Source organism: Clostridium sp. LIBA-8841, from assembly GCF_057782475.1.
In genome coordinates this window covers 3,468,794-3,486,164 of record NZ_CM173488.1, presented here as the reverse complement: position 1 = coordinate 3,486,164, position 17,371 = coordinate 3,468,794, and the positions used below count along the sequence as shown (strand labels likewise).

The window sequence follows — 17,371 nt, the reverse complement described above, 5'->3', positions numbered from 1 at the left end:
GTAGAATATAGTTATGTAGAATTAATTTTGAATTTATAAAATTATGTAATCGAATTTTTTTTGTTTGTAATTGTTATAAATTTAACAAAATTCAAGGGAGAGGGTTGAGTATTATGGCTAAAAATTTTAATGAATTGTTTTCAAAACTAAGAGAGAATGGAATGAAAAAAGTTTCCGTTGCAGTTGCTCAGGATGAACCAGTTTTAGAAGCAGTAAGAGAAGCAAAAAAATTAGGAATAGCTGATGCTGTTTTAGTTGGTAATGAAGAGAAGATAAAAGAAATAGCTAATAAGATAGATATGAATTTAGCTGATTTTGAAGTTATAAATGAGCCAAATGATAAAAAAGCAGCTTTATTAGCAGTAGAGTTAGCATCAACAGGCAAAACTGATATGGTAATGAAAGGATTAGTTGATACTGCTACTTTTTTAAGAAGTGTACTAAATAAAGAAGTTGGATTAAGAACAGGTCAACTAATGTCACATGTATCTGTATTTGAAATACCAGGAATGGATAGATTACTTTTCTTAACTGATGCAGCATTTAATACATATCCAGAGTTAAAAGATAAAGCAGCTATGATAAATAACGCAGTTAAAGTTGCACATGCTTGTGGAGTTTCAGTTCCTAAGGTTGCTGTTATAGGCGCAGTAGAAGTTGTGAATCCTAATATGCCAGCAACAATCGATGCAGCATTATTAGCTAAAATGAGTGATAGAGGACAAATAAAGGGATGTATAGTTGACGGACCGTTTGCCTTAGATAATGCTATATCAGAAGAGGCTGCTGAACATAAAGGTGTAAAAGGGGAAGTTGCAGGAAAAGCAGATATATTATTATTACCTAATATAGATGTTGCGAATGTAATGTATAAAACTTTAACTTACATGTCAGATTGTAAAAATGGTGGATTATTAGTTGGTACATCAGCACCAGTTATATTAACTTCTAGAGCAGATAGTTTTGAAACAAAAGTTAAATCAATAGCTATAGCAGCAGTAGTTGCTCATGATTTAAAATAATAGATTTTGGGGGAGAGTTATATGGCATACAAATTATTAATAATAAATCCAGGTTCAACATCAACTAAAATTGGTGTTTATGAGGGAGAAAAAGAAATTTTAGAAGAAACATTAAGACATTCAGCAGAAGAAATATCAAAATATGATACAATTTACGATCAACTTGGTTTTAGAAAAGAAGTTATTTTAAATGTTTTAAAAGAAAAGGGAATTGATATAAAAGAGTTGGATGCCGTTGTTGGAAGAGGTGGAATGCTTAAACCAATAGAAGGTGGAACTTATGAAGTTAATGGTGCTATGGTTGAGGATTTAAAAGTTGGAGTTCAAGGACCACATGCTTCAAATCTAGGTGGAATATTATCTAATGAAATAGCAAAAGAAATTGGTAAAAGAGCATTTATAGTAGATCCAGTTGTTGTTGATGAAATGGAAGATGTAGCAAGACTATCAGGTGTTCCTGAATTACCTAGAAAAAGTAAATTCCATGCATTAAATCAAAAGGCCGTCGCTAAGAGATATGCGAAAGAACATAATACTTCATATGAAGATGTTAATTTAATAGTTGTTCATATGGGAGGCGGTGTTTCAGTAGGAGCACATAGAAAAGGAAGAGTTATAGATGTAAATAACGCATTAGATGGAGATGGACCATTTTCACCAGAAAGAGCTGGAGGAGTACCATCAGGAGAATTATTAGAAATGTGTTTCTCAGGAAAATACAGCAAAGAAGAGGTTTATAAAAAACTAGTTGGAAAAGGTGGATTCGTTGCTTACGCGAATACAAATGATGCAAGAGATTTAATAAAGTTATCACAAGAAGGTGATAAGGAAGGTTCATTAATATTTGATGCATTCATATACCAAATAGCAAAAGAAATAGGATCAATGGCTGTGGTTTTAGAAGGAGAGGTTGATGCTATAGTATTAACTGGTGGAATTGCGTATAGTGATTATGTTACAAATGCTATAAACAAAAAAGTAAAATGGATTGCACCTATGGTTGTATACGGTGGAGAAGATGAACTTTTAGCTTTAGCACAAGGTGCAATAAGGGTATTAGATGGTGTAGAGGAAGCAAAAATATATAAATAAATTAATAAAATAGATATAAATTTTAAGAGTGTAAAGTATTTAGGGGAAGAATTTTGTAATTCTCCCTTAAATTTTGCTTTAAAAAAGTGTTCATAAAAGTCTGAAATATTTATATTTCACAAATATTATGTTAGAATAGTAACGATGATTTTTAAATTAACTGATTTTTACGATATAAGAGTTGATGTTTAGTATTTATTAAAAAATCCTAAAAGTGGAGGAACAGCATGAATAAAATAATAATCAATGATAAGACTATCGAATTTGATGGTGATAAGACGATACTTGACTTAGCTAGAGAGAATGGATTTGACATTCCGGTGCTTTGTGAGTTAAAAAATTGCGGAAATAAAGGACAATGTGGAGTTTGTCTTGTTGAGCAAGAAGGAAATGATAGACTATTAAGATCTTGTGCAATAAAAGCTAAAGATGGAATGGTTATTAAAACTGAGAGTGAAAAAGTTATAGAGGCTAGAAAAGAAAGAGTAGCAGAACTTTTAGACGAGCATGAGTTTAAATGTGGACCATGTAAAAGAAGAGAAAACTGTGAATTCTTAAAGCTTGTAATAAAAACAAAAGCAAGAGCTCATAAACCATTTATAGTTGCAGATAAATCAGAATATGTAGATGACAGAAGTAAATCAATAGTTTTAGATAGAACTAAGTGTGTTAAATGTGGTAGATGTGTTGCTGCATGTAGAACAAGAACAGCTACTAACTCAATAAAATTCCATAGAATTGATGGTGTTAGATTAGTTGGACCAGAAGAATTAAAATGTTTCGATGATACAAACTGTTTATTATGTGGACAATGTGTTGCTGCTTGTCCAGTTGATGCATTATCAGAGAAATCACATATAGAAAGAGTTCAAGATGCATTAAATGATCCAGAAAAGCATGTAATAGTTGCTATGGCACCAGCTGTAAGAACATCAATGGGTGAATTATTCAAGATGGGTTACGGCCAAGACGTTACTGGAAAATTATATACTGCTTTAAGAGCATTAGGTTTCGATAAAGTATTTGACATAAACTTTGGTGCTGATATGACAATAATGGAAGAAGCTACTGAACTTATAGAAAGAATCAAAAACAACGGACCTTTCCCAATGTTAACTTCATGTTGTCCATCATGGGTTAGAGAAGTTGAAAATTACTTCCCAGAGTTAGTAGAAAATCTTTCAACAGCTAAGTCACCACAACAAATATTTGGTGCGGCATCAAAAACTTACTATCCACAAGTTGCTGATATAGATCCTAAAAAAGTATTTACAGTAACTATAATGCCTTGTACTTCTAAAAAATTCGAGGCGGATAGACCAGAAATGGAAAACGAAGGAATGAGAAATATAGATGCAGTTTTAACAACTAGAGAATTAGCTAGAATGATAAAAGCTGCTAAAATAGATTTCGCTAAGTTAGAAGATAGCGAAGTAGATCCAGCTATGGGAGAATACACAGGAGCTGGTGTTATATTCGGAGCTACTGGTGGAGTTATGGAAGCTGCTTTAAGAACAGCTAAGGACTTCATGGAAAATGATAACTTAGATAACGTAGATTATGAAGTTGTTAGAGGATTAGCTGGAATAAAAGAAGCTGAAATAGAAATAGCAGGAAATGAATATAAATTAGCTGTTGTAAGTGGAGCTGCTAATGTATTTGAATTAGTTAAGTCAGGTAAAATAAATGACTACCACTTCATCGAAGTAATGGCATGTCCAGGTGGATGTGTTAACGGTGGAGGACAACCACATATCTCAGCTGAAGATAGTGATAAAATGGACATTAGAGAAGTAAGAGCTTCTGTTCTTTACAACCAAGATAAGAACTTAGAGAAGAGAAAATCACATCAAAACTCAGCTTTATTAAAAATGTACGAAAACTATATGGGTCAACCAGGTCATGGAAGAGCTCATGAGTTATTACACATGAAATATAAAAAATAATATTTTAAATATAAACAGAGTGTTTAAATTTTAAAACACTCTGTTTTTTTATAGCCTTTTACAAAATATAAAAAAATTAATAAAAAATATCACAAGAAAAATGAAATTTGTACAGGCTATTTAGATTATCATACAAAAAATAATGAATTCTTTTGTAAATAATGTCCATAGATGAAAACGGTTAATTGGTATAAAATAAAATCATAAAAGAAATTCGAGAAAATAACTGAAATTTATGGGGGAGTATTAATATGGCAAATTTATCACTTAAACATATTTATAAAGTTTATCCAGGAGATGTTACAGCAGTTAAAGACTTTAACCTAGAAATAGCTGACAAAGAGTTCATCGTATTCGTTGGACCATCAGGTTGTGGTAAGTCTACTACTTTAAGAATGATTGCTGGATTAGAAGAAATATCAAAAGGTGAATTATTCATTGGAGATAGATTAGTTAACGAAGTAGAACCAAAGGAAAGAGATATAGCAATGGTTTTCCAAAGTTACGCACTATATCCACATATGACTGTATATGATAACATGGCTTTTGGACTTAAATTAAGAAAAGTTCCAAAAGAAGAAATAGACAAGAAAGTTAGAGATGCTGCTAAAATACTTGATATAGAGCATTTATTAGATAGAAAACCAAAAGCTTTATCAGGTGGACAAAGACAAAGGGTTGCATTAGGAAGAGCTATAGTAAGAGAACCTAAAGTATTCTTAATGGACGAACCTTTATCAAACTTAGATGCTAAATTAAGAGTTCAAATGAGAACTGAGATTTCTAAATTACATCAAAGATTACAAACAACATTCATATATGTTACACATGACCAAGTTGAGGCTATGACAATGGGTACAAGAATCGTTGTTATGAAAGATGGTATAGTTCAACAAGTTGACTCACCACAAGAAATATACAATAACCCAGCTAATATATTCGTTGCAGGATTCATTGGAAGTCCACAAATGAACTTTATAGATGGTACTATAAAGGAAGAAGGCGGAAAATATTTTGCTACTTTCCAAAATGAAAAAATTGAAATGCCAATGGATAAAGCTAGATTATTAAAAGAAAAAGGATATATAGGAAAAAATGTTATAATAGGGGTAAGACCTGAACATTTAGATGATGACCAAGAGTTAGTTGCTGCAAATCCAACAACAGTAATAAAATCAAAAGTTGAAGTTACAGAATTAATGGGAGCAGAAAGTTATATTTATACTAAACTTGCAGATCAAAACATAACAGTTAGAGTAAATGGAAGTACTAAATTACAAAATGGTCAAGAAGCTAAGTTCTACGTTGATGCTAATAAAATTCATATATTCGATAAAGAAACAGAATTAAAATTAGTTTAATCAGCAATAGCTTTAATATAGAGGGGTAATCAATATGTACAGTTTTCATAAGTTCTTAGAAGAGTTATATTTAAATACAAAAATACCTTTCAAGGTTACTTTGGATGATAAGGAGTTTATATTATCAGAATTTGATAATAGTGATACGGTTTCTTTAGACTTTGAAGTTAATGATAAAAAGGGAAAAATAGTAACTCAAAAAGAATATGAAAGCTGTACTTCTTTATTGAGATATTTAATTGAAAATAAAATTAAAGAGGTATCGAGCAATAAGGAAAAGCTTATTAAAAAAGCCTTAAATGGAGTAGTTATAGACAAAAATATTATTGATAAAGAACTATATTTTTTAAAGGATGAGTTCTTTATAATTAATGTTTATTTAGCTTCACATATTCAAGAAGGCTTAGAACTTATAAATGAGTGTTATGGCAATAAAAATATAGTTAGTGTATTAAGGAATGATAGTATAGTAATCATTGGAACGCTAGAAGATATTGAAGAGCATCTTAATAGTATCAAAGATTCTATAGCCTCAAACCTTTATACAAAATGCTATATAAGCTATATGAAATTAAATAATATAAATGAAATAAAAGAGGCCTATGAGATAAATATGTCTAAAATAAATCTTGCAATAAAATACGATTTGGATGAAATTGTTTATGGAGATAGAGATTTACTTTTCGAAAATTTAGTTGACTCTATAGATGAAGATTTAAAAAATAAGATGTATGAAGATTTTGGATTAGGGTTCTCTAAGTTAGATAGAGAAATGATAAAAACAATAGAAACTTTCTTTAAGTGTGGACTTAATATAAGTGATGCATCTAAAGAATTATATGTACATAGAAATACTCTTATCTACAGATTGGATAAAATTCAAAAATGTACATCTTATGATATAAGGAATTTTAATGAGGCTGTAATCTTTAAAATAGCTTTTTTAATATGGCGTGGAAAAGAAATCAGCAAGTAATAATTAAATATATTTATGAGATTAAAGAACTGTATCAAATATATGCTTTAGAAAAATTAAAGTTAAGTTATATTTGATACAGTTCTTTCGTTTTTAGAAAAATAATTTGGTTTTGTAATAGTAGAAAACTTATTACCAGTTACAAGATAAAATGGAAAATAAAGAAATAAATAAAAATTATAAGAAATCCAGAAAAATTTCAAAAAAGGTATTGAAAATGTTTTCTGAATATTATATAATAATCTTGGAAACGATACCGAAACGAAACTTTTCAAAAAATATTTGTTAGTAAGCAAATTAAATATTTTTTTAAATTGTTTTGGTATCGTTTCCGAAGGCGAGAATGAAGAATATAGCTTTTAGCTAATTATAAGTTATGAGGGGGATTTTATAATGGGAAAACGTACAAAAATTCTAGCAACTGTAATGGCAGCAACAATGTTATTTGCAGGATCACTAGTGGGCTGTGGAGGAAAAACTGATTCAGGAAATGCTGGAGGTTCAGAAAAGGAATTAACAGTATGGTCACATTTAACAACTCCAGAAGTGGACGAGATAAACAAATTAGCTCAAAAATGGGGCGAAGAAAATGGAGTTAAAGTTAAAGTAGTAGAAGATAAATCAGAAATGCAAGCTTACATACAGGCTGCAAATAGTTCAAAGGGACCAGATATCATGTTTGGTTTAGCACATGATAACTTAGGAACATTCCAAAAGGCAGGACTTTTAGCAGAAGTTCCAGAAGGAACTATAAATGATTCTGATTACGCATCACATCAAGTGTTAGATGCTGTAACAATAGATGGAAAAAGATATGCAGTTCCAATAGCACAAGAAACTTCAGCTCTTTTCTATAATAAAGATAAAGTTAAAGAAGTTCCAAAGTCTATGGAAGATTTAGTTAAGGTTGCAGAAGAGGGCGCAGGATTTAAATACGACATCAATAACTTCTATGCTACTTATGGATTCATAGCAGCAGATGGAGGATACGTTTATAAAGATAATAACGGAAGTCTTGATCCAACTGATATTGGACTAGCTACACCAGGAGCTATAAAAGGATATCAATTCGTTCAAGATTTAGTTCAAAAAGATAAATTAATGCCAGCTGATATAACTGGAGATATAGCTAAAGGTGATTTCTTAGCTAAGAACACTGGATTCTATATTTCAGGACCTTGGGATGTATCAGCATTTAAAGATGGTGGAGTAAACTTTGGAGTAGCTCCAATGCCAACATTATTTGGAAAACAAGTACCAACTTTCTTAGGAGTTCAAACTGCTTTCGTAAGTGAAAAATCACAAAATAAAGATTTATCATGGAAGTTACTTAAATATTTAGCTGAAAACTCAGGAGATATATTATTAAACAAAGGTAACAGAATTCCAGTATTAAATAAATACTTAGATAGTGCAGACTTTAAAAACAATGAATATATGAGTGCTTTCGCAGAACAAGCTAAATTTGCTACACCAATGCCTAACATACCAGAAATTCAAGCTATGTGGACACCTGCTGGAGCTAACTTACAATTATTAACTTCAGGTCAAATCACACCAGAACAATGTGCTCAAATGACAGTAGAGCAAATTAAAGAAGGTATAGCTCAACAAAAATAATTAGAAGTCTTAACTAGGGGGATGAAAATTCCCCCTTATTTATAAGAATTATCTTAGAGGGTAGAGGTATTTTATTAAGGAGGAGAGTATGTAATGCAAGTAGTAGCAGATAAAAAGGCAGCAAGAAAAAAGAGTAGAGCTCAAACAAGAAAATCTATTCCATATTTATTACCAGCACTTATATCAATTATAATATTCACAATTTTTCCTATATTATATACAGTGTATATATCTTTTACAGATTATACAATGTATTCACAAGGTAATATCCAATTTGTAGGATTAGCAAACTTTGTAGAGGTTTTTACAGGACCTTTTAAAGAAATATTTTTCCCAGTTCTAGGTTGGAACTTAGTGTTTGCAATAGCTTCAACTTTAGGAACTTTCTTCTTAGGATTAATAGTTGCTATGGCAGTAAATAATCCTAACTTAAAAGAAAAAGCAATTTATAGAGCAATACTTATAATTCCATGGGCTTTACCAGCAACAGTAGCAATACTTTCATGGAAAGGTCTTTTAAATGGAAGTTATGGAGCAATAAATAACTTGTTAATGAATATGCATATTATAGCTGATCCTATTCCATGGCTAACAGATCCAATGTGGGCAAGAGTTGCACTTATATTTGTTGGTATATGGTTAGGATTCCCATACATGATGAATGTTTGCTTAGGAGCTTTAGGAGCTATTCCAGATAGTTATTATGAAGCAGCAGATGTTGATGGTGCTAGCAAATGGCTTCAATTCAGAAAAATAACATTACCATCATTAGCACAGACTGCTTATCCATTAATAATTTCATCATTTGCATTTAACTTTAATAACTTTGGACAGGCATATTTGATTACCAATGGTAATCCACCAAGGATGGCGACTCAGTTTGCTGGATACACAGATATCCTTGCATCTGTAAACTATAAATTATCAACACAATTTGGTAGATTTGAAATAGCATCTGCAATAAGTATAATAATATTTATTTTATTAGCAACTATATCATATTATCAAATGAAATTATCAGGACAATTCGAGGAGGTTGAATAAAATGCAAAGTAGAGTACAAAAAAAGAGCGGAATAAACACTTCCTCAGATATTAAATATAAAAAGAAATTAAGACCATCAGAAGTAAGATCAGTATGGATATCAAGAGTGTTTCTATGGTTTATGTGTCTTGTAGTATTATTCCCAGTTTTATCTATAGTAACTGCTTCTATGGCTAAAGGGGAAGCTTTCGTACAAACAACATTATTACCACAATCATGGACACTTGAAAACTATTCAAAGGTTTTAACTGAAACAAACTTTTTAATATGGGTTAAAAATACTCTTATCATATGTGTTGTAGTATCTGTAATTCAATTATTTTTAACAATACCAACAGCATTTGCTTTCTCAAAATTAAGATTTTGGGGGAAGAAAAAAGGGTTAATGTTCTTGTTATTACTTCAAATGTTCCCAGCAGCTATGGCATTACCTGCAATTTTAGGTCTTGCATATAGATTAAATGGTATGGACCATTTAATTACATTAGTAATTATAGCTGCAGGTGCTAGTGCATATAACATTTGGTTAATGAAAGGATTTATAGATGGAATTCCTAAGGAACTTGTAGAAGCTGCAAGTGTTGATGGAGCAACTACTTTCCAAATATTTATGAAAATAATATTACCATTAACAAGAAATATGATTTTAGTAATATTCTTATTTACATTCATAGGATCATACAGTGAATTTATATTTGCTTCAGCAATATTAAAGGATCCTCAAAGTTTAACACTTGCGGTAGGAATGCAACAATTTATTAAGAATGACTTCTCAGCTAACTGGACTCAATATTCAGCGGCTGCAATAATGGCTTCAATTCCTATAGTAATTCTTGCAACTGTAGGTCAAAAATACATGGCTAAAGGTTTAGTTGCCGGATCAGTTAAAGGCTAAAATAATATGAGACTTTATATGGAATAGAACTTAAATACCTTAAATATAATAATAGATACTTCTTATAAGATATATATATTGATGGAAAATGTAGAGGAAGTTTAGGAGCTTCTTTCTACATCCATCAAAATATAAGAAATAATTATCAAAATGTGTGTTTAAGAATATTAAATTCTAGATATAAGAAATTTTATTATAATTATTTAAACTCTTGTAAGTATTATTGCTAATGCTTTCTATGAGGTTTATAATTAAGTTGGTATCGTTACCGAAACAATTTCCAAGTTAATTAAAGATTATAGAAAATCAGGAGGATTTTTATATGAATATAAGAGACATAGCAAAGCTTGCTGGCGTTGGTGTTAGTACAGTATCAAGAGTTATAAATGAGCATCCAGATGTAAAGGATGAGACTAGAGAAAAAATATTAAAAATAATAAAAGAGAGTAATTACATACCTAATAATAGTGCTAGAATTCTTAAGAAGAATTACACAAACAATATAGGAGTTCTAGTAAAAGGGGTATTCAACCCATTCTTCGCTGAGATGATAAATATTATAGGTAATAGGATAAATGAAGCAGGCTATACAATGATATTACAACAAAATGATTATGCTACAGAGGATGATGTAGATAATTTAATAGCTTTTGTTAAGGAGAAGAGACTTCAAGGAATCATTTGTTTAGGGGGAAACTTCTTAAATATAAACGATGAAAGTTTTCAGTTTTTAGATATTCCAGTAGTATTAACCTCTGTTAATACAATATCTAAAGAGAGTAAAAGTAAATATTCATCAATAGGAATAGACAATATATTATCCGCAAAAGAGTCAACCCAATATCTTATAGATAAAGGACATAAAAACATTGCTATTTTACTAGGAGAAAAAAACGACGTTGGTATCAGTGGATTAAGACTTGAAGGATATAAAGAGGCATTAAAAGAAAACAATATACCATATTCAGAAGACAATGTATTTATAGGTGACTACGATTATAGTGGAGGTTATAAAGCTACAAAAGAAATTATAAATAATAGAAAAGATATAACAGCTATTTTTTCAATATCAGATATTATGGCAGTTGGTGCAGCTAAGTCAGTGATAGATCAAGGATTAAAGGTTGGAGAGGATATGTCTATTATCGGATTTGATGGTATGGATATAAGCAAATATTATAATCCAGGAATAACAACTGTAAAGCAGCCTAAAAGACATATGGCTAATAATAGTATAGATTTACTATTAGCTCTTTTAACTAAAAAGGAAGAGCATAAGCATATAATTTTTGAAACAAAAATTATAGAGAGAGAGTCATGTAAAGACATGAGATAGTTATTATAATGGGGGAGATATTATGAGAATTAATGGTATCAATAATCACATAACTAAATATACTTTTGGAACTCCTTTTAATACTGAGTCAGTTGTTTTAAAGGAAGGTTCAGAAATAGAGAACCAAGAATTAAAATATTTAAATTTTGAAAATAACACTTTTACATTAGATCTTAAGGATGAAGATGTAATCTATGGATTAGGAGAGAATGTAAGAGGATTAAATAAAAGAGGCTGGATATATGAAAGTTTCTGCACAGATGATTTTTCACATACTCCAGAAAAGAAAAGTCTTTATGGAGCTCATAATTTCTTAATGGTTTATGGGGAAAAAACTTTTGGGATATTTATAGATTATCCTGGAAGAGTAAAGTTTGATGTAGGTTATACAAGAAGAGATGAATTAAAGATAACAATAGATGATGAAAACTTTGATTTATATATTATTGAAGGCGAAAGCTTAAAAGACATAGCAAAGAGTTTTAGAGAGCTTATAGGTGAAAGTTACATAGCTCCTAAATGGGCATTTGGTGCTCAACAAAGTAGATGGAGTTATAAAGATAGCAATGAAGTTCTTGAAGTCCTAGATAATTTTAATGAATTAGAACTTCCTCTTGATTGTTTATACCTTGATATAGATTATATGGAGGATTTCAAGAACTTTACTATAAATAAAGAAGCATTCCCTGACTTTGAAAACCTTGTAAAAGAAGTTAAAGATAGAGGAATTAGGCTTATCCCAATAATTGATGCAGGATGCAAGATTGAAGAGGGATATGATGTTTATGAGGAAGGCGTTAAAAATGGTTATTACTGCTTAGATGAAGAGGGAAAACCTTTTGTAGCAGCAGTTTGGCCTGGGAAAGTCCATTTCCCAGACTTCTTAAATAAGGATGCAAGATTATGGTTTGGAAACAAGTATAAAGTCCTTACTGATAAAGGAATAGAAGGTTTCTGGAATGACATGAATGAACCTGCAATATTCTATTCAGAAAAAAGATTAAATGAGGCTTTTGAAAAAATATCAGAGGCAAAGGGTAAAAACTTAGGTATATATGATTACTTTGATGTTAAGGATACATTCCCAAGACTTCAAAATAGTATGGAAGATTATCAAAGTTTTTATCATAGAGTAGGAAATGAAAAAATAAGACATGATAAAGTTCATAATCTTTATGGATTTAATATGACAAGAGCAGCCGCTGAAGGTCTTGAAAATATAGATGAGAATAAGAGATTCCTACTTTTCTCTAGAGCATCTACAGTGGGTATGCATAGATATGGGGGAATATGGACTGGAGACAACATGTCTTGGTGGGAACACATTAAGTTAAACCTTCAAATGATGCCAAATATCAATATGTGTGGATTTATCTATACAGGAGCTGATACTGGCGGATTCGGGGGAGATGCTACAGAAGACTTAGTTATAAGATGGTCACAATTAAGTATGTTTACACCTTTATTTAGAAATCATGCAGCTTTAGGTACAAGACATCAGGAACCATATGCATTTAGAGGTGAGAGTGTCAAAGTATTAAGAAATATATTGGAGTTAAGATATGTTATGGTTCCATATCTTTATAGTGAGTATATGAAGGCTGTTTTAAATAATGAAATGTATTTTAAACCATTAACATTTGAATATGAAGATAACTTTGTGAAGGGAGTAGAAGATCAATTGCTTTTAGGTGATAGTTTGATGTTAGCACCTATATATGAGCAAAATGCTTTAGGAAGATATGTTTATCTTCCAGAAGAAATGCTTCTATGGAGAGCTAGAAAATATGATGAGGGAGATTTTGAAGTTTTACAAAAAGGTCATCATTATGTAGAGGCTAAATTAAGTGAAGTTCCTATATTCATAAGAAAGAATAAAATAGTAACAATGGCAAGTAAGCCAAGTAAAAGGGTGGAAAATTTAGATACTAGTGAATTAAATCTAATTGCTTTTGTTGATGATATGGCTGAGTACACATATTACAACGATGATGGAATTACTAAAGACTATAAAAAAGGTGATTATGAAGAGCTTAAAGTTAAAATCACAAAAGCAGAATCAGATTATGATTTATCAATAGAAAATAAAAATTCAAGGGTTAAAAAGTTAAATATAAAGATATTTGATTTAAATAAAAATATGATTGAAAAAGAGATATTAGTTCAATAATAGTAACTAGGGGGAAGCAATATGAGAAGATCAAGTGGAATAATAATGCATATTGCTTCCTTACCTGGAAAGTATGGAATAGGTACTTTTGGTAAGGAAGCATTCAATTTTGTAGATTTTTTAAAGAAATCTGGACAAGGATACTGGCAAATATTGCCCTTAGGTCCTACAAGTTATGGAGATTCACCATATCAATCATTTTCAGCTTTTGCAGGAAATCCATATTTCATAGATTTTGATATTTTAAATAAAGAAGGATTACTTGATAAAAAGGATTATGAAGGAATTAATTTTGGGGATGATCCAGAAAAAATAGATTATGCTTTATTATTTGACAAGAAAATGAGAGTGTTAAGAATAGCATATGAAAAATCTTTAGATAAAAACAAAGAAGAAATCGAGAAGTTTAGAGAAGAAAATAAACTTTGGATTGAAGATTATGCTTTATATATGGCAATTAAAAATGAAAATGACTTAGTTAGTTGGCAAGATTGGGATGAAAAACTAAAGTTAAGAGATAAAAAGACTTTAGAAGAATGCAAAGCTAAGTTAACTAAAGAAATAAATTATTGGGTATTCTTACAATATCATTTCTTTAAACAATGGAGTGAGTTAAAAGAATATGCAAATAGTTTAGGAATTAAGATAATAGGAGACATGCCTATATATGTTGCAGAGGATAGCGCAGATGTTTGGGCAAATCCAAAAGCCTTTTTATTAGATGAAAATAATGTGCCTAAAAAAGTGGCTGGATGTCCACCAGATGCTTTTTCAGAAACAGGTCAGTTATGGGGTAATCCTATATATGATTGGAGTTATATGGGTGATACCGGCTATAGTTGGTGGATTGATAGAGTAAGAGAAAGCTTTAAGCTTTATGACATATTAAGAATAGATCACTTTAGAGGATTTGAAGCTTATTGGCAAATACCATATGGAGATGAAACTGCAGTAAATGGTGAGTGGATTAAAGGACCTGGAATAAAGCTATTTAATGCAATCAAAGATGCGTTAGGAGAGGTTAATGTAATAGCAGAGGACCTTGGTTACTTAACTCAAGGGGTTATAGACTTTAGGAATGAAACTGGCTTCCCTGGAATGAAGGTTTTACAATTTGCTTTTGATTCTAGAGAAGAAAGTGATTATCTTCCACATAACTACCCAGTAAATACAATAGCATATACTGGCACTCATGATAATGATACATTTAGAGGTTGGTTTGAAGTTACAGGGAATAAGGAAGATGTGGAATACTCTAAAAAATATTTAAAACTTACTGAGGAAGAAGGTTATAACTGGGGATTCATCAGAGGAGTTTGGAGTAGTGTAGCACATACTGCAATAGCTCTAATGCAAGATTTCTTAAACTTAGGAAATGAAGCAAGAATAAACTATCCATCTACTCTTGGGGGCAATTGGCAATGGAGAGTTAAAGAGGATGCTTTAACTGATGAATTAGCAGAGAAAATATATGATATAACAAAACTATATGGAAGGGTGAATAACAATGAATAAAGAACAAATTAAGAGAGGAATCGAAAGATACCTAAAAGTAAAGTATGGAAAGAGTTCAATTAAAGATGCTAAAGATTTTGAGGTGTTTAATGCACTATCATTAACTCTTTTAGAAAACATTGTTGATGATTGGAATCATACAGAAGAGCTTTATGAGAAAGAAAAAAATGCATATTATTTCTCTGCTGAATATTTAATGGGTAGAGCCTTAGGAAATAACTTAATAAGTTTAGGGCTTTATAATGAAGTAAAAGAAGTTTTAGATGAAATAGGATTTGATTTAAATAGAATTGAGGAAATAGAAGAGGATGCTGGGCTAGGAAATGGTGGTCTAGGAAGACTAGCAGCTTGTTTTATGGATTCAGGAGCTTCATTAGAAGTACCGCTAAAAGGCTATGGAATTAGATATAACAATGGTTTATTCTCTCAATATTTTGAAGATGGATTCCAAAAGGAAGATGTTGATAGCTGGTTAAAATATGGAGAACCTTGGAGTATAAGAAAAGAGGATGAATTTGTAACTGTTGATTTTGAAGATATGACAGTTAAAGCTATTCCATATGATACTCCTATAATAGGATATGCTAGTAAGAATATAAATACTTTAAGATTATGGAAGTGTGAACCTGTAAAAGAATTTGACTTCAAATTATTTAATGAACAAAAATATGATGAAGCATTAGAACTTAAAAATAGAGCTGAAGATATATCAAGAGTATTATATCCAAATGACTCAAATAGAGATGGTAAGTTATTAAGATTAAGACAACAATATTTCTTAGTAAGTGCATCATTAAAAGATATAATAAGAAAGCATAAAGAAGTATTTGGAAACGTTACTGAAGATTTTGCAAAGCTTCATGCTGTTCAATTAAATGATACTCATCCAGTTTTAGCAATTCCAGAGCTTATAAGAATTCTTGTAGATGAAGAAGGATTCACTTTTGAAGAAGCTTACAATGTTGCTTCAAAAACTTTTGCTTATACAAACCATACTATATTAGCAGAAGCTTTAGAAAAATGGGATGTTGATTTAATAGAAGAATTATTCCCAAGAATATTAGAAATAATTAAAAAAATAGATGCAGAGTTTATAGTTAACTTAGAAGAAAAAGGATACTCAGAAGAGGAAATAGAAGAATTCAGAATAGTTAATGATGAAAAAGTTAGAATGGCTAACTTAGCAATACACGTAGGATTCGCCGTTAACGGTGTTGCACAATTACATACAGATATATTAAAAAACATTGAGCTTAAAAACTGGTATGAATTATATCCAGAGAAGTTCCAAAACAAAACAAATGGAATAACTCCTAGAAGATGGTTAAGGTTATGTAACCAAGAATTATCAGCTTTAATAACTGAACTTTTAGGAAGTGAAGATTGGGTTAAAAACTTAGACTTATTAAAAGGATTAGAAAAATACAAAGATGATGAAGAAGTTCTAAAGAGATTTATGGAAATCAAGCACACTAAGAAAGAGCAATTAGCTGCATATATTAAAGAGCATGAAGGTGTGGAATTAGATCCAGATTCAATATTTGATATACAAATTAAGAGATTACATGAGTATAAGAGACAATTATTAAATACTCTATATATCTTAGATTTATATTATAGATTAAAAGAAAATCCAGATATGGATATACCAAAAGTAACATTCATATATGGAGCAAAAGCTTTCCCAGGATATAAGAGAGCTAAATCAATAGTTAAGTTAACAAATGAAGTTGCTAGACTTATAAACAATGATGAATCTATAAAAGGAAAAATAAAAGTTGTATTCGTAGAAAACTATAGAGTTTCTTATGCAGAAAGATTATTCCCAGCAGCAGATGTATCAAAACAAATATCAACAGCTGGTAAAGAAGCATCAGGAACAGGTAATATGAAATTCATGTTAAATGGAGCTCCAACTTTCGGTACTAACGATGGAGCTAATGTAGAAATTGTTAGAGAAAGTGGATTAGATAACAACTTTATATTTGGATTAGAAGTAGAAGAAATAGAAGAATTAAAAGGAAAATATGATCCAGTTGCTTACTATGAAGCTGATGAAGAATTAAAAAGAGTTTTAGATTCATTAGTTGATGGTACTTTTGATGATGGTGGTACTGGTGATTTCGAAGATCTTTATAACTCATTATTAGAAGAGGGAGATCAATATTTCTTATTAGCAGACTTTAAAGGATTTAAGGATACTGAAGAGAAAGTATTTGAGGCTTATAAAGATGAATTAGGATGGGCTAAGAAAGCATTTGAAAATACTTGTAATGCAGGTATGTTCTCAAGTGACAGAACAATACAAGAATATTGTGATGATATCTGGGGAATCAAAAAATGCACAAATAAATAATAGGGCAAAAGCTTATTTAATAAGCATTCCAATATATT

General features: G+C 30.6%; 12 protein-coding genes. All 12 read left to right on the top strand.

Translation table 11 applies throughout. The annotated features are described in order from the left end of the window. Positions 1-113: 113 nt before the first annotated feature. The gene (gene ptb, locus AC2A4K_RS15445; protein WP_322505031.1) at positions 114-1,022 is read left to right on the top strand and encodes a phosphate butyryltransferase; all 909 of its coding nucleotides are present in this window, start codon (positions 114-116) and stop codon (positions 1,020-1,022) included. 21 nt (positions 1,023-1,043) lie between these two features. Then, positions 1,044-2,114, top strand: coding sequence for a butyrate kinase (buk, locus tag AC2A4K_RS15440; protein WP_322505032.1), 1,071 nt, complete (start codon positions 1,044-1,046; stop codon positions 2,112-2,114). A gap of 227 nt (positions 2,115-2,341) precedes the next feature. Further along, entirely contained in the window at positions 2,342-4,060 is a 1,719-nt protein-coding gene (locus AC2A4K_RS15435) for a ferredoxin hydrogenase (protein WP_322505033.1), read from the top strand. A 251-nt stretch (positions 4,061-4,311) separates the two neighbouring features. Next, a complete protein-coding gene (locus tag AC2A4K_RS15430) occupies positions 4,312-5,421 on the top strand; it encodes an ABC transporter ATP-binding protein (protein ID WP_322505034.1) in 1,110 nt (369 codons plus the stop codon). 34 nt (positions 5,422-5,455) lie between these two features. Further along, complete coding sequence (locus AC2A4K_RS15425) at positions 5,456-6,397, top strand: PucR family transcriptional regulator (protein ID WP_322505035.1); 942 nt, start codon at positions 5,456-5,458, stop codon at positions 6,395-6,397. 393 nt (positions 6,398-6,790) lie between these two features. After that, the gene (locus AC2A4K_RS15420) at positions 6,791-8,017 is read left to right on the top strand and encodes a sugar ABC transporter substrate-binding protein (RefSeq protein WP_322505036.1); all 1,227 of its coding nucleotides are present in this window, start codon (positions 6,791-6,793) and stop codon (positions 8,015-8,017) included. Between the two features lie 93 nt (positions 8,018-8,110). After that, on the top strand, positions 8,111-9,061 hold the full coding sequence (locus AC2A4K_RS15415; protein WP_322505037.1) for a carbohydrate ABC transporter permease: 951 nt from the start codon (positions 8,111-8,113) through the stop codon (positions 9,059-9,061). Between the two features lies 1 nt (position 9,062). Beyond that, positions 9,063-9,956 carry a sugar ABC transporter permease gene (locus tag AC2A4K_RS15410; protein WP_322505038.1) on the top strand — a complete coding sequence of 298 codons (894 nt, stop codon included), beginning with the start codon at positions 9,063-9,065 and terminating at the stop codon, positions 9,954-9,956. 322 nt (positions 9,957-10,278) lie between these two features. Then, a complete protein-coding gene (locus tag AC2A4K_RS15405; RefSeq protein WP_322505039.1) occupies positions 10,279-11,292 on the top strand; it encodes a LacI family DNA-binding transcriptional regulator in 1,014 nt (337 codons plus the stop codon). A gap of 22 nt (positions 11,293-11,314) precedes the next feature. After that, complete coding sequence (locus tag AC2A4K_RS15400) at positions 11,315-13,462, top strand: TIM-barrel domain-containing protein (protein WP_322505040.1); 2,148 nt, start codon at positions 11,315-11,317, stop codon at positions 13,460-13,462. Positions 13,463-13,483: 21 nt separating this feature from the next. Then, positions 13,484-14,977: a 4-alpha-glucanotransferase gene (malQ, locus tag AC2A4K_RS15395; protein WP_322505041.1), complete on the top strand. Its 1,494-nt coding sequence runs from the start codon at positions 13,484-13,486 to the stop codon at positions 14,975-14,977. Further along, positions 14,970-17,333: a glycogen/starch/alpha-glucan phosphorylase gene (locus AC2A4K_RS15390; protein ID WP_322505042.1), complete on the top strand. Its 2,364-nt coding sequence runs from the start codon at positions 14,970-14,972 to the stop codon at positions 17,331-17,333. Before malQ ends, AC2A4K_RS15390 begins: the two co-directional genes overlap by 8 nt. The last annotated feature ends 38 nt before the right edge of the window (positions 17,334-17,371 follow it).

Excerpts from the sequence above, each read along its gene's own strand:
- ptb (WP_322505031.1), top strand. The coding sequence starts at position 114 with ATGGCTAAAAATTTTAATGAATTGTTTTCAAAACTAAGAGAGAATGGA.
- AC2A4K_RS15405 (WP_322505039.1), top strand. The coding sequence starts at position 10,279 with ATGAATATAAGAGACATAGCAAAGCTTGCTGGCGTTGGTGTTAGTACA.
- AC2A4K_RS15420 (WP_322505036.1), top strand. The coding sequence starts at position 6,791 with ATGGGAAAACGTACAAAAATTCTAGCAACTGTAATGGCAGCAACAATG.
- AC2A4K_RS15430 (WP_322505034.1), top strand. The coding sequence starts at position 4,312 with ATGGCAAATTTATCACTTAAACATATTTATAAAGTTTATCCAGGAGAT.
- AC2A4K_RS15390 (WP_322505042.1), top strand. The coding sequence starts at position 14,970 with ATGAATAAAGAACAAATTAAGAGAGGAATCGAAAGATACCTAAAAGTA.
- AC2A4K_RS15400 (WP_322505040.1), top strand. The coding sequence starts at position 11,315 with ATGAGAATTAATGGTATCAATAATCACATAACTAAATATACTTTTGGA.
- AC2A4K_RS15425 (WP_322505035.1), top strand. The coding sequence starts at position 5,456 with ATGTACAGTTTTCATAAGTTCTTAGAAGAGTTATATTTAAATACAAAA.
- buk (WP_322505032.1), top strand. The coding sequence starts at position 1,044 with ATGGCATACAAATTATTAATAATAAATCCAGGTTCAACATCAACTAAA.
- AC2A4K_RS15435 (WP_322505033.1), top strand. The coding sequence starts at position 2,342 with ATGAATAAAATAATAATCAATGATAAGACTATCGAATTTGATGGTGAT.
- malQ (WP_322505041.1), top strand. The coding sequence starts at position 13,484 with ATGAGAAGATCAAGTGGAATAATAATGCATATTGCTTCCTTACCTGGA.
- AC2A4K_RS15410 (WP_322505038.1), top strand. The coding sequence starts at position 9,063 with ATGCAAAGTAGAGTACAAAAAAAGAGCGGAATAAACACTTCCTCAGAT.
- AC2A4K_RS15415 (WP_322505037.1), top strand. The coding sequence starts at position 8,111 with ATGCAAGTAGTAGCAGATAAAAAGGCAGCAAGAAAAAAGAGTAGAGCT.